The following is a 20,508-nucleotide window of genomic DNA, read 5'->3' on the forward strand; positions in this document are numbered from 1 at the left end:
AGCGTGCCCATGGGCGCAGTTGCCTGGCGTGTGATGTCCCTGCCGCCGCCGACGCTCCCGCTGTCTGCATGGATATAGCCGGTGTCGCTACCCCGCGAAACGTCCGAAGACCTGCTGACCCTGGCACGCGAGGCGCGTGACCGGGCCTACGCGCCGTATTCGAAGTTCAAGGTAGGTGCGTCGCTGCTTACCCGTGATGGCCGTCCATTCCAGGGCTGCAACGTGGAAAACGCCGCCTACGGCCTGTGCAACTGCGCCGAGCGCACCGCCCTTTTCAACGCGGTGGCGGCCGGCTGCCAGCCCGGCGACTTCGCCGCGTTGGCCGTGGTTACCGATACCGATGGTGTGGCCAGCCCCTGCGGCGCCTGCCGCCAGGTGATGGCCGAACTGTGCGATGCGCGGATGCCGGTGCTGCTGGCCAATCTGCGCGGCGACATGTCGGAAACCACGGTGGATGCACTGCTGCCGGGCGCGTTCACGTTGTCCCGGTAATTGCTTGGCTTCCAGCGCATCCACTCCTAGCATGGGCGTTCCCGCATCATCGAGTTCCCCATGCTTTCCGGACTGACACTGTTGCAACAACGCCACTCCGTCCCCGCGCCGCAACTGGGCGCGCCCGCTCCCGATGAAGCCACCTTGCGCACCCTGCTTGAGGCAGCGGTGCGGGTGCCCGACCACGGCAAGCTGGTGCCGTTTCGCCTGATCCGGTTGCAGGGTGAGGCGAAGCTGCAATTCGGCGAAAAGCTGGTGGCGCTGTCGCTCGCCAAGCATCCGGACATCTCCGACGCCAAGCTCGACAAGGATCGACGGCGCTACCTCTTTGCGCCGCTGGTGATCGTGGTGGTGGCGAATATCGACACCCACGCCAAGGTGCCCGTCATCGAGCAGCAGCTGTCCGCCGGCTGCGTGGCGCACAACCTGCTGCTGGGCACCCATGCGCTGGGTTTCGGCGCGCAGTGGCTCACTGGCTGGGCTGCCTACGACCGCGATGCCGCCGCCATCCTGGGCCTGGCCGACAACGAACAGGTGATCGGTTTCGTCCATATCGGCACGCCGCAGGCGGACATCGCCGATCGCGACCGGCCCGCGTTGGACGACCTGCTCAGCACATGGACAGCGTGATGCCGTCCACCGTCCACCTGGTGGACGGCAGCCTCTATGTCTTTCGCGCCTGGCATTCCATGCCGGACGAGTTTTTCGATGCCGACGGGCAATCGATCAACGCCGTGCACGGGTTCACCCGCTTCCTGTGCGAACTGCTGGAACGGGCGCAGCCGGACCACATCGCGGTGGCGTTCGACGCTTCGCTGACCAGTTCGTTCCGCAACACGATCTACCCCGCCTACAAGGCCAACCGCGAACTGCCGCCGCCGTCGCTGGAGCGCCAGTTCGTGCAATGTCGCGCGGTGACCGAGGCGCTCGGCATCTGCATGATGATCGACCACGCCTACGAAGCCGACGACCTGATCGGCAGCACCGCCTGGAACCTGCGCATGCAGGGCTGGCGCAGCGTCATCGTGTCGGCCGACAAGGATTTCGGCCAGTTGCTGGGCGAACACGACGAACAGTGGGACTACGCGCGCAACCTGCGCTGGGGTCCGGGCGGTGTGCATGAAAAGCTGGGCGTGCACCCGCATCAGGTCGCCGACTACCTGGCGTTGTGCGGCGACGCGATCGACAACATCCCCGGCGTGCCGGGCGTGGGTGCGAAAACCGCCGCGGCGCTGCTCACCCATTTCGGCAGCCTCGACAACCTGCTCGACCGCATCGACGAGGTGGCCTTCCTGCGCTTGCGTGGCGCGGCCAGCTGCGCCGTCAAGCTGCGCGAACACGCGGAGAACGCGCGTACTTACCGGCGGCTGACGCGGATCGCGCTGGACGCACCGGGCATGACCACGACCGAAGCGCTGCAGCGGCGCCCCGCCGACCCCGCCGTACTGGAAGCGCTGTGCGAACAGCTGCGGTTCGGCGCCTTCACCCGCAGCCGCCTGCGTGCCCTGCTGCGTTGACGCCCGGTTGTTGCCCGCGCCGCGCGGTATCACCATGGCCGTATCCCTTTGACAGGCGACAACGATGACCCCAGCTGAAAATGTGCCGGCCGACGCGCATGCTCCCGTGGAAACCCTGTGCGAAGGCCGCTGGCTCAGCCTGCGCAAGCGTGGCCGCTGGGAGTACGCCGAGCGCAACAACCCCGGCGGCGCAGTGATCATCCTGGCGGTAACGCCGGAGGACAAGGTGCTGTTCGTCGAGCAGTACCGGGTGTCGATCCTGCAAAACACCATCGAGATGCCGGCCGGCCTGGTCGGCGACCTGCCGGACCAGGCCGATGAGGGCGCGCTGCTGGCCGCCCAGCGCGAGCTGGAAGAGGAAACCGGCTACCGCTGCCAGCGCGTGGAGTTTATCCACACCGGTCCGTCGTCCTCGGGCATGAGTACCGAGATGATCGCGTTCGTGCGGGCGTGGGAGCTGGAGAAAGTCGGCCCGGGCGGTGGCGACGAAACGGAAAACATCGTCGTCCACGAAGTACCGCGGCGCGACGCCGGTGCCTGGCTGTTCGCGCGCGCCGCCGAAGGTTATTCGATCGACCCCAAGCTGTTCGCCGGCCTGTGGTTCATCGAGCACGGCGCCCCGGCCACCGAAGCGGCGAACAAAAAGAGCTAAAGATTTTCGACGGATTGCCGCCATGAGTATGCCGACCCACATCGGCGTCCCCCCACAGATGGATCCGTCCCCATGAAAATTCTGCTTGCCTCCGCTCTGCTGTTGCTGTCGCCGCTGGCTGCCCATGCCGCCTGCTCGCCCACCGATTTCACGATCACCGAGTTCAAGCCGCAGGTTCCCGGTTCCGGCTCCTCCATGCGCCTGCGCCTCGCCGGCGAGCTGGCCAACCACTGCGCCACCGCCTCGGCAGCCCAGATCCGGATCGAAGCGAAGGACGCCAGCGGCAAGGTGCTGCAGAGCAAGGAAGGCTGGCCGGCCGGCACGTCCAACATTGCCCCGGGCGAAACGGCCAAGTTCGACCTCGGCCGCTTGTTCCGCTACCAGTCGGACATGGACACCTACACCGTCAGCATCATCAACGTGCGCACCTGGTAAGCACCAGCCGGGGCCGCCGCCGCGCATGCGGTGGCCTCCCCCGGTGATACGAACGGCGACAATCGCACCGGCGTAAACGCCATCCCTCCGTAGAAAAGAACACCGCCCGGCGATGACGCCGAGCCGCCTCGCTGCGCCCGGCCACCGCTGAAAACGGGCGGTGCCGGCGTGCGGCGTGCATCGTCGTGGGTGCGGCTAAAGAATCCGGCGGCGTGGCCGATCATGGGTATATCGACTTGTTCTGGCTTTGTACGGATGGACACTCACCTATGAAAATACTATTTGCCGCCACTGCCTTGTTTCTGCTGCCGATGGGTGCGCATGCGGCCTGCGCCGTCAAGGATTTCGCTATCGCCAACTTCTCGCCGGCCATGACCAGCGTGGGTTCGTCCACGCGCATCACCCTGCGCGGTGACCTGGTCAACCATTGCGCCGAAGCAGCCGCGGGGCAGATCCGCATCGACATCAAGGACGACAAGGGCAACGTCCTGCAGAGCAAGGACGTGTGGCCCGCCGGCACCGGCAACATCGGCCCGGGCGACAAGGTCAGCTTCGACGTGGGCCGCCTGTTCCGCTACAAGGACGGCATGAGCGCGTTCACCGCCACGATCACGGACGTGCGCATCTGGTAAGTCTTCAAAGCGCACCGATGGAAACGAAAAAGGCTCCGAAAGGAGCCTTTTTTATGCCCGCCATCCCATGACCCACTGACGGATGGATGCGCGGCCCGCCACGCGGGCGCCCGCTCAATGCAGTACGAACAGCTTGTCGAAGCCGGCCACGCGCAAGGTGCCGCGCAGTTCGGTACCGGCGTTGACGATGCGGATGTCGGCCTTGTCCGCGCCGGCATGCTCGCGCAGCAGAAGCAGCATGCCCAGCGCGGAGCTGTCCATGCTGCTCACTTCGCTGAAGTCGATGACATAGCTGCGGGCGACACCGTCGCGCAGGCAGGCGTCGTGGAATTCACGGTGGATACTGAAGTCGAAGCGCTCGCCCAGTTGCAGGGTGAGGCAATCGTTGTCGCTGTCGTGGTGGACGATCATGGTGGGTTCCTCAGAATAGCTCGATCTCGCCGGCGTCCATCGAGCTTTGCAAGGCCGGGCCGCGCGAACGCAGCCGGGCTTTCTCGCGCTGGATGGCCAGGCGGCTGCGCAGGCGCTGCGCGTGGGCCTGCAGCACTTCGGCGTCGTCCGGCCCGCAGGCCAGCTCTTCGATGTCGCGGGTGCACTCGGCGGTGACTTCCTGCAGCTCCATCAGGCGCGTGCGGGTCTGGTTGATCAGCTGGCTGAGGATGTCCTCGAACTGCAGCGAGCGGATGGTGGTGGACACGTCGCTGCCCAGGCCACGGCTGATTTCGACGACCTGGTCGGCCACGGCGCTGGTACGCGCGTCGCTCTCGGTGACGTGCGCCATCATCGCGTCGATGCCGCCCTTGGCCGACAGCGCCACGTTCAGATCCTGCGAGGCCATGGTGCCCACCAGCCCGCGCAGCTGCTCCATCGCGGCGCGCGCACGCTCCACGTGGCTGCCGATCTGCTCGTTGAACTGGTTGGAGTTGCTGGCCAGGTTGCGGATCTCGCCGGCGACCACCGCGAAACCGCGACCGGATTCGCCCGCGCGCGCCGCCTCGATCGCCGCGTTCAGCGCCAGCAGGTTGGTTTCTTCGGCAATGGTGTTGACGTTGCGCAGCAGGCCGAACACGGCGTCCATTTCCTTGGCCATGCCGTCGATGCGGTAGACGATGCGCAGGCTCTCGCGCGACATCTGCACGATCATGCCCACGAAATGCTGCAGCAGGTCGGCAGTGCGCGCCGCGAAATCCTGCACCGAGACACCACCCTCCTGCCCGCCGATGATCTGTTTCAGCAGCGACTGCTGCAGCGCGGTCTTGTTGGACAAGCCGTCGAAGCCGCCGCCGAGTTCGAGCACGGCATCGCGCAGCAGGTCCAGGCCCTGGTGCAGCTCGCGGGTGGCGTGGCCCAACTCGTCCACCACTGCGCCGCGCATGTCATCCAGCGCCTCGCGCACGGGCTCGATGTTGCCGGGCGCCGCCGCGGGCACCTGTTCAGTGTTGCGTGTCCGGCTTTCGATGATCCACACGATGGTGAGAAGCACGATCAGCAACGGCGCCAGCCAGGCTTCGCGCACGAACAGGGCAAGCAGCAAGGCAACCGCACTGGCAAGCCCGCCGTAGACGGGATATTTGGTGGCGCTGGGGGCAGTGAAAAGCATGAGTGACGATCCGCAGGTCAGGCGCTCGTGGCGCTTACGTGAGTTTGGCGCGTCAGCGCAAGCAGGCGCGCGGCAATATGGTCCAGCGGCTGCATTTCGCTAGCCGCACCGAGCTTCCAGGCCGAACCGGGCATGCCCCAGACGACCGAGCTTTCTTCATCCTGCACCAGGGTGGTGGCGCCAGCCTGATGCAATTCCAGCAGGCCGCGCGCGCCATCGTCGCCCATGCCGGTAAGCAGCACCGCGACCGTGGCCGCCCCGGCGCTGGCCGCCAGCGAACGGAACAGCACGTCCACGCTGGGCTTGTGCCGGTTCACCGCCGGGCCGTCGTGCAAACGGCACACGTAGCGCGCGCCGTCCCACATCACCAGCAGGTGGTGGCTGCCCGGCGCGATGTAGACATGGCCGCTCTGGATGGGCTGGCCGTCGCGGGCCTCGCATACGCGCATCGCCGAGCAGCGGTCCATCCGCGCCGCGAAGGGGCCGCTGAACGCCGCCGGGATGTGCTGGGTCACCAGGATCGGCGGCGCATCCGGTGGCATCGCTTCCAGCAGCACGCGCACCGCTTCGGTGCCGCCGGTGGATGCGCCCACCGCGATCAGCGGGCTGCCGCCACGGGTACCCGCGGTCTGCGCGCGCGGCAGCACGGCGTCGGCCGACAGGCGTGGCGGCACGTCCAGCTTGCGCACGGCGGTGCGCGCGCGCGGCCGCGTGGTGGCCGCCATCTTCACCTTGTGGCAGATCTCCTGCGCGCTTTCGCCGAAACGGCTGGCCAGGTCACTGTCGGGCTTGGCGAAAAAATCCACCGCACCCAGTTCCAGCGCGCGCAAGGTCACGTCCGCGCCCTCGACGGTCAGCGACGACACCATCACCACCGGCATCGGTCGCAGCCGCATCAGGTTCTCCAGGAAGGTGAGGCCGTCCATGCGCGGCATCTCGACGTCCAGGGTGAGCACGTGCGGGTTCAGCTGTTTGATCTTCTCGCGCGCGATCAACGGATCGGCAGCGGTGCCGACCACCTCGATCGCCGGATCGCAGGCAAGCATGGTCGACATCAGCTTGCGCACCAATGCGGAGTCATCGACCACCAGAACACGCACTCTTTCCATGTTGTCCATCACCCTGCCGTAATCCAAACCCTGTCGCATGCGACAGCACTGTCAATCCGCGTGCCTGCCGCCGCGGTCGCTAGAACAACTCGACCTCACCCTTTATCGGATCATTTGCCAAACGCTTGAGGTAACCGCGCTCGTCGGCCACCAGCGCCACATCGTCGCGGCGGCGCAACTGGCGTACCCGCACGCGGCCACTCTGCGGAAAAAACTGCACCTGGCGGGGGTAGATGTCGCCCAGGTCGGAGGCGCACAGATTGAGCTTTTCGACTTCGATGTAGCGCTGCACGAACTCGATGTTGCGCTGCCCCACGTCGCTGAGCTGGGCCAGCACACGGCCACCGCCGAAAATCTTCACCTGCAGGTCGACGCGCTGGCCGCCGGCATTGAGGACACCGTTGATCAGCTGCTCCATCGCGTCGCTGCCGTAGCGCGCCGCGCGGCTGATGGTGGACGACCAGCCATCGCGTTCGCCCAGCGGCTCGGGCAACATGAAATGGTTCATGCCGCCGATACCCCGGCGCGCGTCGTGGATGCAGGCCGATACGCACGAACCCAGCACCGTGGTGACGAGCTCTTCCTGGGTGCTGACATACAGCTCGCCGGGCAGGACCTTCACCGTCATGCACGCGCTGACCGGGTCCCAGTAGCGACGCAGATGTTCGAAACCGGGAAGCGCACGCGGCGGCGGCGCCGTGGGTTTCGCGAAGGTCGAAATATTCATCCGCGTTTCCGGTAGACCGTGCGGCCAATCAGTTCGAAATCGTCGTTGATGCCATGCAGCGATTCGGAATGACCGAGAAAAAGGTAACCACCCACCGGCAATAACTGCGCGTAGCGGCGGAACAGGCGCTGCTTGGTGGGCTGATCGAAATAGATCACCACGTTGCGGCAGAAAATGGCATCGAACGGCCCACTCATGGGCCAGTCATGCAGCAGGTTCAGCGGCTGGATCGTCACCAGCTCGCGCAGCTGCGGATGCACGCTGGCGAGGCCTTCGTACTCGCCGGTGCCGCGCAGCAACCAGCGACGGCAGCGCTCCGCGCTGATGCCGCCGAGGCGGTCCAGCGGATAGACGCCCCTGCGGGCGGTGGCCAGTGCCTGCGGCGACAGGTCGGTGGCCAGGATCTTCGCGTCCAGCGTGCTGTTGTTGCGCGCGAGGGCCTCGGCCAGCACCATCGCCAGCGCGTACGGCTCCTCGCCGCTGGAACACCCGGCCGACCAGATGCGCAAGCGGTCACCGGCACGCTGCTTGTGTGCCAGCCACGCGGGAAGCAGCTCGTTCTCCAGCAGTTCGTAGTGATGCACTTCGCGAAAAAAACTGGTGACATTGGTGCTGATGGCGCTGGCCAGTTCACCCAGTTCGCTCTGCGGGTCATGCCGCAACACGTCGCAATACTCGGCAAAACCCTTCAGGCGAAGGGCGCGAAGCCGCCGCTGCAGGCGACCTTGCACCAGCTGATGCTTGTGGTCGCCCAGCGAGATGCCGCAGTGCTCCAGCACGAAACGGCGCAGAAACTCGAACTCCGCGGTTTGCAGCACGGGGCCATTGCTGCCCGCCGCAGCCGGATCATTCTTAGCCGGGGCGGACAACACGCTCACTCAGAACTCCTTCCAGGCACCGCTCGCATTGCCGGCGTCGGCGGTTGCCGGCGACGTTTTCGATGCGGGCGCATTGCGCATGGCGGCGAACACGGCCTCGGTGGCCACCGCCACTTTCTGCGTGCGCGCCTGTGCCGCGGCGGCGTCCACGTCGTCGCCGTCCTCGCTCAGGTGGAAGAAGCCGACCTGGCGGCTCAGTTCGCCGGCCTGCTCCTGCATCGCACGGGCGGCGGCCGAAGCCTCTTCCACCAGCGCGGCGTTCTGCTGGGTCATCTCGTCCATCTGCATGACGGCGTTGTTGACCTGGTCGATGCCGGCCGACTGCTCCTGGCTGGCCGCGGCAATCTCGGCCACGATGTCGGTGACCTTCTTCACGCTGTCCACGATCTCGGCCAGCGCCTTGCCGGACTGGTCGACCAGCTCGGAGCCGCTGCGCACCTTCTCGGCACTGTCGGCGATCAGCCCCTTGATCTCCTTGGCGGCGCCGGCGCTGCGCTGCGCCAGGCTGCGCACCTCGGTGGCGACCACGGCGAAGCCGCGACCCTGCTCACCGGCGCGCGCCGCTTCCACCGCGGCGTTCAACGCCAGCAGGTTGGTCTGGAACGCGATTTCCTGGATCAGGCCCACGATGTCGGCGATCTTGTTGCTGGAGGCATTGATTTCGCCCATCGCCAGGATCGCGCGACTGGCCACTTCGCCGCCGCGCTCGGCCTGCTCGCGGGCACCGCGGGCCAACTGGTTGGCATGGCTGGCGTTCTCGGCGTTCTGCTTCACGGTGGAGGTCATTTCCTCCATCGACGAGGCGGTTTCTTCCAGGCTGGATGCCTGCTCCTGGGTACGCTGGCTGAGGTCGTCGTTGCCGCGGGCGATTTCCTGCGCGGCGGTATTGACCGCCTCGGAGCCCTGGCGCACCTCACCCACGATCGCACTGAGGCGATCGTCCATGGTGCGGAACGCATTCAACAGCTTGCCCAGTTCGTCGTTGCGGCCCGCCTTGATTTCATGCCCGAGGTTGCCCTCCGCGATGGCGTGCGCCACTTCCACGGCGCGGCTCAGCGTGCCGGTGATCGAGCGGATCAGCAGCACTGCGACAACCAGCGCCAGCAGCAGGCCACCGGCCAGCGCAGCCAGCGTCAGGGCCCGGATCTTCTGGTAGCGGCTCACCTGCTCGTCGAAGATATTGAGCGCGGCGGCCTGCTGCGCCTGCATGATCTTGGCCAGGGTGGCCTGGCGCATCAGCATCAGCGGACGCACCTGCATGTTGAGCAGGTCGGGCGACGCCTCGTCCTTGTCGGCCAGGGCATCGAGCAGGTCCTTGCTGTTCGACTCCAGGTCGCCGTCGGTCGAGGTCCAGTCCTTGTAGAGCTTTTCGATCTCCGGCGTCTTGCGCACCGCGGCGAACTTCTTCTTCAGCGCGGCGATCTCGGCCTGCGCCTTGTTGAAGTCGTCGATCTTCTGCTTCATCTGGTCGGGCTGACTCATCAGCGAGGCCGCTTCGCCCAGCGCGATGTACGACATCAGCGAGCGCTGCGTGATGGTGGCCACCAGGTTGGCCGGCACCATCTGGCCGTCGTAGATCTCGCGCGTGCCGTCGTTCTGCATCTGCATGGCACCGAGGCCGATGATCGCGCCGCCAATCAGCATCGCGCCGAGCAGGCCGAGCACGCCGATGAGGCGGGCCTTGACGCTCAGCGTGGGCATCTTGGTAAAGCGCGCCATGAATGTCTTTAGTTTCATTTCTGTTCCCGATTCAGGCAGCAACTTCGACATCCCGGACATCCGGCATGGCGGCGTCCAGGGTTTCAACGTCTTCAGGACGCATCAGTTTTTCCACATCCAGCAGCATCACCATGCGTTCCACATGGGTGGCCAGACCTTTCAGGTAACGGGTATCCACCACGGCGCCCATGTCCGGCACGGGCTTGATCGCGGCCGGGTCGATGTCGACCACGTCGGACACCGCGTCGACCACGATGCCGAACAGCCGCTCATCCACCGCCACGATGATCACCACCGTGTTGTCGCCGAAGCTTTCCCGCTCCAGGCCGAAGCGCAGGCGCAGATCCATGATCGGCACGATCGCGCCGCGCAGGTTGAGCACCCCCAGCAGATGCTCCGGAGTCTGTGGAATGCGCGTCACCCGCGACCAGCCGCGGATCTCGCGCACGGCCAGGATGTCCACGCCGTATTCCTCGCCGGCGAGAGTGAAAGTGAGCTGCTGCAACGTTGTTGCCGCGTCCTGGTTGTTTTCGTGCATGGCCTGCTACCTGTTGACGGACGCCTGCAGACGTCCTGCTGCCCTGACTTTGTCGGCGCCTGAAGGGGAAACTTGAGCGGGGCCGGAATGGCGCCGCTCCGGTTCAAAACGAGTATTCGCTCCAGATACCGGCTTCATTGCTGCGCCGGATCTCGCCGTTGTCGCGACGCAGGGCGTTGCGCTTGAACGCCAGCGCCAGCCGCAGACGCTTCACCGGTTGCCACTGCACGCCGGCGTTGGCGTACATCGCGCGGCGCGAGGGATCGTTCAGGCGCGTGGGCTGGGCCCGGTCGTAACGGGCGAACACGCTCCATTGCGGCGCCACCTGCACGCTGCCCCAGGCCGACCAGCTGCCGTTGCGCTCGCTGTTCACGCTGTACAGCGTGGTCCAGTTGCTGGCGTAGCTGTAGCGCATGCCCAGGCGCCAGACGTCACTGGCATAGGCTGCCAGCAGGTCGAGCCGGCGCGCGGTGTGGTAAAGCGGCCGCGCATCCGCGCTGGCGGCAAGCTGGCCATCGAAGCCGCCCAGCGCCAGCATCGTGTGTTCGCTGGTATGCCACGTCACCATCGCCTCGACGTCGGCGCGGCGGCCGTGGGTGGGGTGTTTGTAGCCGCCGCCCGTCACCACGGACACGGCGTAATCCACCTTCGGCGCCAGCACGCCTGTCAGGTGCACGCCCCAATCGGCGGCGCTGTCGATCTTCTGGATCGAGGTGCCGATGGGGTCGATGTAGCGGTAGCCGTACCACTTGCTGGTCAGCGCCAGCGCGGGCATGTCGTCCACGCCCACGCGCAGGCGGGTGCCGCCGTCCCACTGCCGCTGCACGTAGGCGTGCTTCAGCCATACGTCCGGGTCGCGCTCGCCGCGCAGCCAGTTCACGTCGGTGGTGACATGGACCGACCACGCGGGGTCGAACGCGTAATCCGCATCCAGGTACAGGCGCTTCAGATCGACGTCCCACGCACGGGTGTCGGTACCCGCCGCGTGGTCCTGTTTCTGCAGCTGACTGATATCGGCAAACACCTTGCCGCCGAAGCTGAAATCGCCGGCGCTGGCGGCTGGGGTGGCCAGCGCGAATGCGCTACCGAGCGCAAGCACCGGCATCGCGTGCCGGGCCGACATCCAAACAGAATTCATGGTTATTTCCGTGGAAAAGGAGAAGGGAGCGGCAGCGTGCCGCTCCCGGGGATAGCTGCGGGGACGAGGCCCTAGAACTCGGTCCAGTCGCCCGGGGCCACCAATGCTGCGGTGCGCACCGGCATGGCCTTGGTCACGCGACGCGGCTGCGCCCGCGCAGGGCGAGCGGATACGGGCGCCGGGGCGGCAGGTGCCGCCTCGTCCGGGGTCAAGTGGAAGAACGTCATCTGCTGGCGCAATTCGTTGGCCTGCTCCTGCATCGCGCGGGCGGCGGCGGAGGCTTCCTCCACCAGGGCCGCGTTCTGCTGGGTTACTTCGTCCATCTGCATCACCGCGCGGTTGACCTGGTCGATGCCGCTGGATTGCTCCTGGCTGGCAGCGGCGATCTCGGCCACGATGTCGGTGACTTTCTTGACGCTGTCCACGATGCCGGTCAGCGCCGCGCCGGACTCGTCGACCAGCGCACTGCCCGCTTCCACCCGGCGCACGCTTTCGCTGATCAGCCCCTTGATCTCCTTCGCCGCCGCGGCACTGCGCTGCGACAGGTTGCGCACCTCGCTGGCGACCACGGCGAAGCCGCGGCCCTGCTCGCCGGCGCGCGCCGCTTCCACGGCGGCATTCAAGGACAGCAGGTTGGTCTGGAACGCGATCTCGTCGATCAGGCCCACGATGTCGGCGATCTTGCGGCTGGAGGCGTTGATCTCGCCCATGGCTTCGACCGCCCGCGCCGCCACTTCACCGCCGTGTTCGGCCTGCTCGCGCGCGCCGCGCGCCAGCTGGTTGGCGTGGCTGGCGTTCTCGGCGTTCTGCTTCACGGTGGAGGTCATTTCCTCCATCGAGGCGGCGGTTTCTTCCAGGCTGGACGCCTGCTCCTGCGTGCGCTGGCTGAGGTCGTCGTTGCCCTTGGCAATCTGGTGCGCCGCCGTGCTGACTGCCTGCGAACCGTGCTGCACTTCGCCCACGATGGTGGTCAGCCGCAGCCGCATCCGCGCCAGCGCGTCGAGCAGGCTGCCGCTGGCGAAGGTCCTTTCATCGTCGATGACCAGGTCGCCATCGGCGATGCGCGAGGCCATCTTCACCGCGAAATCCGGCTCGCCACCGATGCTCTGCCGGATGCTGCGCATCGACAGCCACACCAGCAGGATCACCAGCAAGGCCACCAGGCCCGCCTTGGCCAGGTTCATCATCAACGAGTGCTGGAACTGCGCATCGATATCGTCGAAATAGGCGCCGGCCGAGAAATTGAGGTCCCACGGCTTGAACAACTGGCTGTAGGTGATTTTGTCCTTGCCGCTGCCGTCCGGCATGATCTGGGTATAGCGGATCAGGGTGTGTCCGTTCTTCAGGTTGCCCTCCACCATCAGGCGATAGTGCGGCTTGCCCTTGGCATCGGTTTCCTTGGCAATGCTCTGGCCGACCAGCTTTTTCTTCAGCGGATGCATGCGCATGGTCAGGCCGGTATCGAAGGCAAAAATGTAGCCGGTGCCTTCGTCCCACTGCATGTCCTCGATCTGTCGCAATGCCAGACGCTTGGCTTCGGCAGCGCTGAACTCGCCGGCGGCTGCCCGCTTATCGTAAGCCGTAGCCACCGAGATGGCCGATTCGATCTCGCTGCGCAAGGTGCGCTCCAGCCCTTCCATCTGCCGCGTACGGCTCTCGAAGGCATTCATCACGGTAAGGCCAACCAGCCCCGCGATCACCACGACAACCACCAGAGCCACCCGTGCATTGAGGCTCATGCGATTGAACGACCAACGTTTCAACGAAAACATGTTGTAAATCCAAAGATGATGAAAAAAGTCAGGTGCGGCGAGCGACGACACTCGGCAACGCGCACATCAAAATTCTGTCCACTCGCCGGCCATGGCCGGCCGCATCACATCAGGGCGGGCCGCCACTTGGCGTCGCGGTGGTACCGCGGTTTCCGCCACACGCTTGGGCGGAGCTGCCTCAGGTGTCGTCCGCTCGGTTTTGTCCACCCGGAAGAACGTCATCTGCTGGCGCAATTCGTTGGCCTGCTCCTGCATCGCGCGGGCGGCGGCGGAGGCTTCCTCCACCAGGGCCGCGTTCTGCTGGGTGACTTCATCCATCTGCATCACCGCGCGGTTGACCTGGTCGATGCCGCTGGATTGCTCCTGGCTGGCAGCGGCGATCTCGGCCACGATGTCGGTGACTTTCTTGACGCTGTCCACGATGCCGGTCAGCGCCGCGCCGGACTCGTCGACCAGCGCACTGCCCGCTTCCACCCGGCGTACGCTTTCGCTGATCAGCCCCTTGATCTCCTTCGCCGCCGCGGCACTGCGCTGCGACAGATTGCGCACCTCGCTGGCGACCACGGCGAAGCCGCGGCCCTGCTCGCCGGCGCGCGCCGCTTCCACGGCAGCATTCAAGGACAGCAGGTTGGTCTGGAACGCGATCTCGTCGATCAGGCCCACGATGTCGGCGATCTTGCGGCTGGAGGCGTTGATCTCGCCCATGGCTTCGACCGCCCGCGCCGCCACCTCACCGCCGTGCTCGGCCTGCTCGCGCGCGCCGCGGGCCAGCTGGTTGGCGTGGCTGGCGTTCTCCGCGTTCTGCTTCACGGTGGAGGTCATTTCCTCCATCGAGGCGGCAGTTTCCTCCAGGCTGGACGCCTGCTCCTGTGTGCGCTGGCTGAGGTCGTCATTGCCCTTGGCAATCTGGTGCGCCGCCGTGCTGACTGCCTGCGAACCGTGCTGCACTTCACCCACGATGGTGGTCAGCCGCAGCCGCATCCGCGCCAGCGCGTCGAGCAGGCTGCCGCTGGCGAAGGTCTTTTCATCGTCGATGACCAGGTCGCCATCGGCGATGCGCGAGGCCATCTTCACCGCGAAATCCGGCTCGCCACCGATGCTCTGCCGGATGCTGCGCATCGACAACCACACCAGCAGGATCACCAGCAAGGCCACCAGGCCCGCCTTGGCCAGGTTCACCATCAACGAGTGCTGGAACTGCGCGTCGATATCGTCGAAATAGGCGCCGGCACCAAAGTGCATGCCCCAGGGCTTGAACAGCTGCGAGTAGGTGATCTTGCCAACGACTTTGCCGGTACTGGGCTTGAGCCAGTCGTACCGGGTGACACCATGGCCATCACGCAGATCGGCGTCATGCATCGACTGGAACAGCGTATGGCCGTGCGGGTCGGTTTCGTCGCGAACGCTCTTGCCCAGCTTGTCCAGCCATACCGGGTGCAGGGTCAGGACATAGTTGGCATCGAACGCGAACACGTACCCCGCGCCGTCGTCCCACCGCATCTGATGGATCTGGGCCAGCGCGAGGCGCTGTGCCTCCGTCTCGCTGAATTCGCCCTTGCCAGCCCGGTCATGGAAGTTGGTGGCCACCGCAATCGCCGTCTGCACCTCGCTGCGCAGCGTGTTCTGCAGGCCGTTCATCTGCAGCGCGCGACTCTCGAAGGCATTCATCACGGTGAGGCCGATCAATCCCGCGATCACCACCACGACCACCAGCACCACCCGTGCATTGAGGCTCAGGCGGTTGAACGACCAGCGTTTCAGGAACGACATGACACGAACCTCAGAAACAGCAAATAACGCGAAGGAAGGTGCCAGCCGGCCGCATCGCGACCTGCTGACGGTATCGGCGCCGATGCGCCGGGTATCTGGAAACGTTTCCGGCGGTGTGACGGGTATTCCCCGCGCGTCCGCCCTCACCGGTTGAATGTCAGGCTGCTTTCCGGCGCTGCCCCTGGCTCTGGCCGAGCCGTACTACTCCACTTACATCCACGATCAACGCCACCGAGCCATCGCTGAGGATGGTGGCGCCGGAAATGCCCTGCACGCGCTGGTAATGCGCCTCCAGCGATTTCACCACCGCTTGTTGCTGGCCGAGCAGGTCGTCCACCAGCAGGCCCACGCGACGGCCTTCCTCTTCCACCACCACCACGATGCCGTTCTCGATGCTGCTGACGGCATCGGCGCAACCGAATGCCTTGTACAGCCGCATCATCGGCAGGTACTCGTCGCGGAACAGGAACACCTCACCACCGCCGGCGATGTTGCGCACCGTATCGGCCTTCAGGCGCAGCGATTCGACGATGGAGATCAACGGCACGATGTAGCGTTCGTCGCCCACTGCGGTGACCAGGCCGTCGATGATCGCCAACGTCAGCGGCAAGGCGATGGTGAAGGTGCTGCCCTTGCCAGTGACGCTGCGCACGCCGACGGTGCCACCCAGATCACGCACGTTGCGGCGGACCACGTCCATGCCGACGCCGCGGCCGGAAAGGTCGGTGGCCTGGGCGGCGGTGGAGAAGCCGGGCTGGAAAATCAGCTCGGCCACTTCGGCATCGCTCAACTCCTGCCCCGCGGCGATCAGGCCGCGCTGCTGGGCCTTGGCGACGATGGCAGCATGGTTGAGTCCGGCGCCGTCGTCGCTGATCTGCACCACGATGTTGCCGCCTTCGTGGTACGCATTGAGTTTCAGGGTGCCGGTTTCGGACTTGCCTGCGGCCTTGCGCTTCTCGGGCGATTCCAGGCCGTGGTCGATCGCGTTGCGCACCAGGTGCACCAGCGGGTCGCCGATCTTCTCCAGCACCGTCTTGTCCAGCTCGGTGTTTTCACCGTGCAGCTCCAGCCGCACCTGCTTGCCGAGCTTGCGCTCCAAGTCGCGCACCAGCCGCGGGAAGCGGTTGAACACCGACGCGATCGACAGCATGCGGATGCGCATCACGCTTTCCTGCAACTCGCGCGTGTTGCGCTCCAGTTGCACCAGGCCTTCGCGCAGGCGCTCCAGCTGCGACATGTCGAACTTTTCGCCGATGTCGCTGAGCATGGACTGGGTGATCACCAGCTCGCCCATCATGTTGATCAGCGCATCGACCTTGTCGATGCCCACACGGATCGAGCTGCCTTCGCTGGATGCCACCGCCGTATCGCGAACCGCGCCCTTCGTGGCCGCCGCCGGGACTGGCGCAGCAGCGGGCGCGGCAGGTGCCGACGCTTCGCTGGTTGCCGCCACGGGCGCCGCATCCAGCGGCTTGATCGCCAGCACGCAGTCGCCGTCGAGCCAGTCGAACACGGCATCCACGTCGGCACGGGCCACGTCGCCATGCAGGCGCAGCTGCCAGCCCAGGTAGCACGTCGTGGGATCGAAATCGGCCAGTTGCGCCGGTGCGCCATCGACCAGGAAAGCACGCAGCACTTCGAGCCGACCGAGCTGTTGCAGCTCGCGGAATACGCGCAGCGGCTCGTTGCCCGTCTGCAGCAGGTGCGGCAGCGCGGAGAAGTCGATATCCCAGCCGGTGACCACCGCCTTGGGCGCCGCCGCGGCAACCACCGCCACCGCAGTCTCGCCACTGACGAGGCGCACCAGCTCGCCGCGCAAGGCTTCGCTCTCGGCGTTGGCCACGGGCTGGCCGCCACGCGAGCGCGCCAGCATGCCGCGCAGGCAATCGACCGAGCGAAGCAGCAGGTCGATCAATTCGGTATCAATGCTGCGGCGTTCGCTGCGTACTTCTTCCAGCAGCGACTCGGCCACATGGGTGAACGCCGCCACGTCGGTGAAGCCGAACGTGGCGGCGCCGCCCTTGATGGAATGGGCGGCACGAAAGATGGTGTGCACCAGCTCGCCGTCGGTCGAACCCGAATCCAGCGCCAGCAACGCCGCTTCCATCGCGTCGAGCCCTTCAAGACTCTCCTCGAAAAAGGTCTTGTGGAACTGTGTCAGGTCGACCGAACTCATCGTTTCAGCCCAGCACGCGCTTGACGGTAGCCAGCAGCTGTTCGGGATCGAACGGCTTGACCAGCCAGCCGGTGGCACCGGCGGCCTTGCCTTCCATCTTCTTCTCGGTATGCGATTCGGTGGTCAGCATCAGGATCGGCACGCCCTTGTAGGCGTCCATCGCACGCAGCTCGCGCACCATCGCGATACCGTCCATCACCGGCATGTTCACGTCGGCCAGCACCAGGTCGAAACTGGAGCCACGCGCCACGTCCAGCGCCAGCTGGCCGTTTTCGGCTTCGGCCACTTCATGGCCGGCGCCACGCAGGGTGAAAGCCACCATGCCGCGCATCGAAGCCGAATCGTCTACCGCGAGAATCTTTGCCATGCTGCTACCTCGGTTCAGGCCAGCTCGGGGGCTGGCATTTTCAAAGTCTGTGTCAGGCCGAGCACCTCGGCCGCTTCAGTCAGGACGGTGCTGGCCGATTGCCAGCTGGGCGCGCGCTGGCGTGCATCGAGCTCGCGCTGGAACACCACCAGCAACTGCAGCGCAGCGGTATCCACACGCTCCACCGCAGCGCCGTCCAGCACGATGGCGTCATGGTCCAGCGCGTCGATCAGTTGCTGCTTGAACGCGGCCTGGGCCGCGATGCGGAAATCCGCCGGCAGTGCCAGGGTCAACGGCGCGGCAACCTCGTCTGCCACCTCGACCGCCGGCGCTTCGGGAGCACCCGGATTGGCGGCGCCGCCCTGCCCTTTCTGCCTTGTCCGCTTGCCAGCCATGTCGAACCGCCCGCTCTTCCGTATCGATGTTTGGCTTATCGGCGGTGGCGGCGATCGCTTGAGCGCCAATGAGTGCGCTCCGTCACAATAAATCGAGCTCAAGTTTCCCCGGAGGTGGCCGATGCCCTTCGAGACGACTCCATCCGAATGCCGTCCGCCACTGCCAGGACTTCTCTTGATCATCCAGCCCACCAGCCTTGCCGCGCTCACATGGGCCGGCGCCGCCGCCGGTACCACCGCGCAAAGCTGGCGCATCGGCACCGTGCTGTCGGCGCGGCCGCTTGGCGTGGATCCGCAGGGGCTGCTGGTGATGCAGGTAGGCGCCGCGACCGTGCAGGCGGATGTGCCGAGCGGCCAGCTGCCGCCGCAATTCCAGGTACGGGTATTGAGCCTCGGGGCACAGCCCCAGCTCGAAATATTGTCATCCCAACCGACCGCCGACCCCGCCGTCCAACGTGCGCTGCGCGAGCGGCTGCCACAGCAGAATGGCTACGCACCGCTGCTGGCCACGCTGGGCGCACTGGCGCAGCGGCCCGTGGTGCGCCAGTTGCCGCCGGCCCTGCGCACGGCGCTGGCCTTGCTTGAACAATCCGTCCGCACGCCGGCGGACGTTACCCGCGGCGAAGGCCTGCGCGAGGCGATCAACCAGAGCGGGCTGTTCTTCGAATCGCGGCTGGCGCAACCGCAGGGCAACCATCCGGCGCTGGCCCAGGATGACTGGAAAGGTGCCTTGCTGCGCCTGGCCGGCCTGCTCGACCAGCGCGCGGCCGCACCGCCCGCACCCAACCGCAGCGACACCGCGCCGCCGCTGCTGCAACGCGGCGTCCAGGCACAACCCCGGCTGCCGTTGCCGCAGCTTGCCGTCGACAACGATGTCGAGCCACTGATCAACCGGCTGCACGGCGACGTCAAGGCCGCGCTGGCGCGGGTGGAAGTGGCGCAACTGGACGCCGGCCCGCTGCCCGCCTGGATGATCGAGATTCCGCTGGAGGGCAAGGACGGCCGCGACGTGCTGCAGGTGCAACTGGAGTTCGTCAACGACGCCGCCGAAGGCAGCCAGGGCTGGACCCTGGGCTTCGCGCTGGACCTGCCGGCGCTGGGCCCGGTGCAGGGCGAACTGCAGTTGCGCGAACCGCGCCTGTCGGTACGACTGTGGGCCGAACACGCGGAAACCGCGCACAAGCTGGAACGCCAGTTCACGCCGTTGAAGCAGCGCCTGGCCGCCTGCGGCGTATTGCTGGATCAGCTCAGTTGCCAGGTGGGCATGCCGCAACCACCCGGTCGGCACAGCGCCCTGCTGCTGCAGGCCACCGCATGAACACGCCGTTGCCGCCGCCACAGCGCAAGGTCAGCCTGCGCCTGGGCAACAGCGCGAGCGAAACCAGGGCGATGCCGCCCGAATCGCTGGAAACGCTGCTCGCCCGCGCCCGCATGCTGGGCCTGCCCGTTCACCACGACCCGCAGATCGCGGCCCTGCTGGCCGCCCTACGCATGCGCGACGACGTACCGACGCTGCTCTACGCCTCCGCTGCTTCAGTACTCGCCGCGGTCTACGACGCCGCCGAGGAATAGCTCACCCGGCCGCGACTTTTGCAGGAGCGCACCCTGCGGGCGATGCTTTTGCGAATCCCGGCTTTCAACAGACGAATGTCTGGTCATCCCGAATCCCGCAAAGAGCTCGCGCACAGGGAACGCTCCTACCGGCGGGACCTGCCTCAGTGACCGGCGGTCTGCATTTGCCGGATCAGCAGGGCTTCGGCGTGGGTGACGCCGCAGCGCGCCACCAGTTCGTCGACGTCGGCGCCTTGCCGGGCCAGTTGCTGTGCCAATTCGTACGAGCCGGTGCTTTGCGGCGCCACGGGCTGCTTCTGTTCCAGCAGGCCCATGCGTCGCTCCATCCGGCCCAGCGCCGTAACCAGCATCGATGTCGGCACGTCGGTGTGGCCGATGTGCGCCAGCTGTTGCGACAGCGTGGCGATGTCCTGGCGCATGGGCTCAAGCTGCTGCTGCAACTGGCGCACCTCGCGCCTTGCCAGCACCAGCAGCGCGCACTGGATCACCGCCAACACCAGCAGTACGACGACGGCGATCTCAAGCAGCATCATCGCTCTCCCCGCTGAGCCGGCACAGGCGACGCACGTCGAGCAGGGCCACGAAGCCGCCCTGCCAGTTGAGGATGCCGCTGACCGGGTCATCATGGCGGCTGGCGCGATCGGGCGGCGGCGGTGCGATCTCGGTGCCGTCGGTGTTCAGCAATTCGCCCACCTCATCGACCCGCAGGCCAACCTGATGGCTGCCGTGCGACAGCATCACCACGCGCACTTGCGCCGGATCGGCGGCGGGCGAAGCGGGAAGGCCCAGCCGCAGGCGGCCATCGAGCACCGGCACGATGCGCCCGCGCAGATGCCGGATACCCAGCAGATCGGGTGCGGAACCGGGCACCGGGGTCAGTTCACCGGCCCGGATCACCTCGCTCACCTCGACCAGCGGCGCCGCGTACAGCTGGCTGCCGATCTGGAACGACAGCCAATGCCCGGAGTTCGGTTCGGACGTGGTGGCAACGGCATTCATGCGTGTACTCCAGCGTTGCG

The 20,508-nt window shown here is 66.3% G+C and carries 23 protein-coding genes; 8 read left to right on the plus strand and 15 right to left on the minus strand.

Annotated elements, in window-relative coordinates:
• Positions 1-81 precede the first annotated feature (81 nt).
• The 6 genes from cdd (at position 82) to ACFPK0_RS11745 (ending at position 3,728) form a co-directional block, all read left to right on the plus strand.
• Complete coding sequence (gene cdd / locus ACFPK0_RS11720) at positions 82-492, plus strand: cytidine deaminase (protein ID WP_056077283.1); 411 nt, start codon at positions 82-84, stop codon at positions 490-492.
• A 60-nt stretch (positions 493-552) separates the two neighbouring features.
• Positions 553-1,122, plus strand: a complete 570-nt coding sequence (locus tag ACFPK0_RS11725; RefSeq protein WP_056077280.1) for a nitroreductase family protein — start codon at positions 553-555, stop codon at positions 1,120-1,122.
• Positions 1,122-2,009: a 5'-3' exonuclease gene (locus ACFPK0_RS11730; RefSeq protein ID WP_377340965.1), complete on the plus strand. Its 888-nt coding sequence runs from the start codon at positions 1,122-1,124 to the stop codon at positions 2,007-2,009. Before ACFPK0_RS11725 ends, ACFPK0_RS11730 begins: the two co-directional genes overlap by 1 nt.
• Before the next feature lie 64 nt (positions 2,010-2,073).
• Positions 2,074-2,661, plus strand: coding sequence for an NUDIX hydrolase (locus ACFPK0_RS11735; RefSeq protein ID WP_056077273.1), 588 nt, complete (start codon positions 2,074-2,076; stop codon positions 2,659-2,661).
• A 72-nt stretch (positions 2,662-2,733) separates the two neighbouring features.
• Positions 2,734-3,096, plus strand: a complete 363-nt coding sequence (locus ACFPK0_RS11740; protein ID WP_056077270.1) for a hypothetical protein — start codon at positions 2,734-2,736, stop codon at positions 3,094-3,096.
• 269 nt (positions 3,097-3,365) lie between these two features.
• On the plus strand, positions 3,366-3,728 hold the full coding sequence (locus tag ACFPK0_RS11745) for a hypothetical protein (protein WP_056077267.1): 363 nt from the start codon (positions 3,366-3,368) through the stop codon (positions 3,726-3,728).
• 114 nt (positions 3,729-3,842) lie between these two features.
• Here the strand turns inward: ACFPK0_RS11745 and ACFPK0_RS11750 are convergent, their stop codons facing one another.
• From ACFPK0_RS11750 to ACFPK0_RS11810, 13 genes are all read right to left on the minus strand, one after another.
• Positions 3,843-4,139 carry an STAS domain-containing protein gene (locus ACFPK0_RS11750; RefSeq protein ID WP_056077265.1) on the minus strand — a complete coding sequence of 99 codons (297 nt, stop codon included), beginning with the start codon at positions 4,137-4,139 and terminating at the stop codon, positions 3,843-3,845.
• 10 nt (positions 4,140-4,149) lie between these two features.
• Positions 4,150-5,328, minus strand: coding sequence for a methyl-accepting chemotaxis protein (locus tag ACFPK0_RS11755; RefSeq protein WP_056077263.1), 1,179 nt, complete (start codon positions 5,326-5,328; stop codon positions 4,150-4,152).
• A 17-nt stretch (positions 5,329-5,345) separates the two neighbouring features.
• Entirely contained in the window at positions 5,346-6,437 is a 1,092-nt protein-coding gene (locus tag ACFPK0_RS11760; protein ID WP_082520147.1) for a protein-glutamate methylesterase/protein-glutamine glutaminase, read from the minus strand.
• A 79-nt stretch (positions 6,438-6,516) separates the two neighbouring features.
• Positions 6,517-7,164, minus strand: coding sequence for a chemoreceptor glutamine deamidase CheD (cheD, locus tag ACFPK0_RS11765; RefSeq protein WP_377340970.1), 648 nt, complete (start codon positions 7,162-7,164; stop codon positions 6,517-6,519).
• Entirely contained in the window at positions 7,161-8,036 is an 876-nt protein-coding gene (locus ACFPK0_RS11770) for a CheR family methyltransferase (protein WP_377341213.1), read from the minus strand. Before ACFPK0_RS11770 ends, cheD begins: the two co-directional genes overlap by 4 nt.
• A 6-nt stretch (positions 8,037-8,042) precedes the next feature.
• Positions 8,043-9,779 (minus strand): methyl-accepting chemotaxis protein, encoded by a 1,737-nt coding sequence (locus tag ACFPK0_RS11775; protein WP_377340973.1) that lies wholly within the window; start codon positions 9,777-9,779, stop codon positions 8,043-8,045.
• Between the two features lie 13 nt (positions 9,780-9,792).
• Entirely contained in the window at positions 9,793-10,299 is a 507-nt protein-coding gene (locus tag ACFPK0_RS11780; RefSeq protein WP_377340975.1) for a chemotaxis protein CheW, read from the minus strand.
• A 103-nt stretch (positions 10,300-10,402) separates the two neighbouring features.
• Entirely contained in the window at positions 10,403-11,437 is a 1,035-nt protein-coding gene (locus ACFPK0_RS11785) for a hypothetical protein (protein WP_156458912.1), read from the minus strand.
• A gap of 71 nt (positions 11,438-11,508) precedes the next feature.
• On the minus strand, positions 11,509-13,209 hold the full coding sequence (locus tag ACFPK0_RS11790) for a methyl-accepting chemotaxis protein (protein WP_377340978.1): 1,701 nt from the start codon (positions 13,207-13,209) through the stop codon (positions 11,509-11,511).
• Positions 13,210-13,275: 66 nt separating this feature from the next.
• Positions 13,276-14,979, minus strand: coding sequence for a methyl-accepting chemotaxis protein (locus tag ACFPK0_RS11795; protein ID WP_377340980.1), 1,704 nt, complete (start codon positions 14,977-14,979; stop codon positions 13,276-13,278).
• A gap of 157 nt (positions 14,980-15,136) precedes the next feature.
• Positions 15,137-17,155 (minus strand): chemotaxis protein CheA, encoded by a 2,019-nt coding sequence (locus tag ACFPK0_RS11800; protein ID WP_377340982.1) that lies wholly within the window; start codon positions 17,153-17,155, stop codon positions 15,137-15,139.
• A 4-nt stretch (positions 17,156-17,159) separates the two neighbouring features.
• Positions 17,160-17,522 carry a response regulator gene (locus tag ACFPK0_RS11805; RefSeq protein WP_007080053.1) on the minus strand — a complete coding sequence of 121 codons (363 nt, stop codon included), beginning with the start codon at positions 17,520-17,522 and terminating at the stop codon, positions 17,160-17,162.
• A gap of 14 nt (positions 17,523-17,536) precedes the next feature.
• The gene (locus ACFPK0_RS11810) at positions 17,537-17,917 is read right to left on the minus strand and encodes an STAS domain-containing protein (protein ID WP_056085207.1); all 381 of its coding nucleotides are present in this window, start codon (positions 17,915-17,917) and stop codon (positions 17,537-17,539) included.
• A 175-nt stretch (positions 17,918-18,092) separates the two neighbouring features.
• Between ACFPK0_RS11810 and fliK the strand changes: the two genes are divergently transcribed.
• Positions 18,093-19,235, plus strand: coding sequence for a flagellar hook-length control protein FliK (gene fliK, locus ACFPK0_RS11815; RefSeq protein WP_056085209.1), 1,143 nt, complete (start codon positions 18,093-18,095; stop codon positions 19,233-19,235).
• A complete protein-coding gene (locus tag ACFPK0_RS11820; RefSeq protein ID WP_056085211.1) occupies positions 19,232-19,489 on the plus strand; it encodes a hypothetical protein in 258 nt (85 codons plus the stop codon). Before fliK ends, ACFPK0_RS11820 begins: the two co-directional genes overlap by 4 nt.
• Before the next feature lie 143 nt (positions 19,490-19,632).
• Here ACFPK0_RS11820 and ACFPK0_RS11825 read toward each other — a convergent pair whose 3' ends face one another.
• Both ACFPK0_RS11825 and ACFPK0_RS11830 read right to left on the minus strand, forming a co-directional pair.
• On the minus strand, positions 19,633-20,019 hold the full coding sequence (locus tag ACFPK0_RS11825; protein ID WP_056085575.1) for a DUF2802 domain-containing protein: 387 nt from the start codon (positions 20,017-20,019) through the stop codon (positions 19,633-19,635).
• A complete protein-coding gene (locus tag ACFPK0_RS11830) occupies positions 20,009-20,488 on the minus strand; it encodes a chemotaxis protein CheW (protein WP_056085213.1) in 480 nt (159 codons plus the stop codon). Before ACFPK0_RS11830 ends, ACFPK0_RS11825 begins: the two co-directional genes overlap by 11 nt.
• Positions 20,489-20,508 lie beyond the last annotated feature (20 nt).

It is taken from the genome of Rhodanobacter ginsenosidimutans, assembly GCF_042655685.1.
In the GTDB taxonomy this organism is placed as follows: domain Bacteria; phylum Pseudomonadota; class Gammaproteobacteria; order Xanthomonadales; family Rhodanobacteraceae; genus Rhodanobacter; species Rhodanobacter ginsenosidimutans.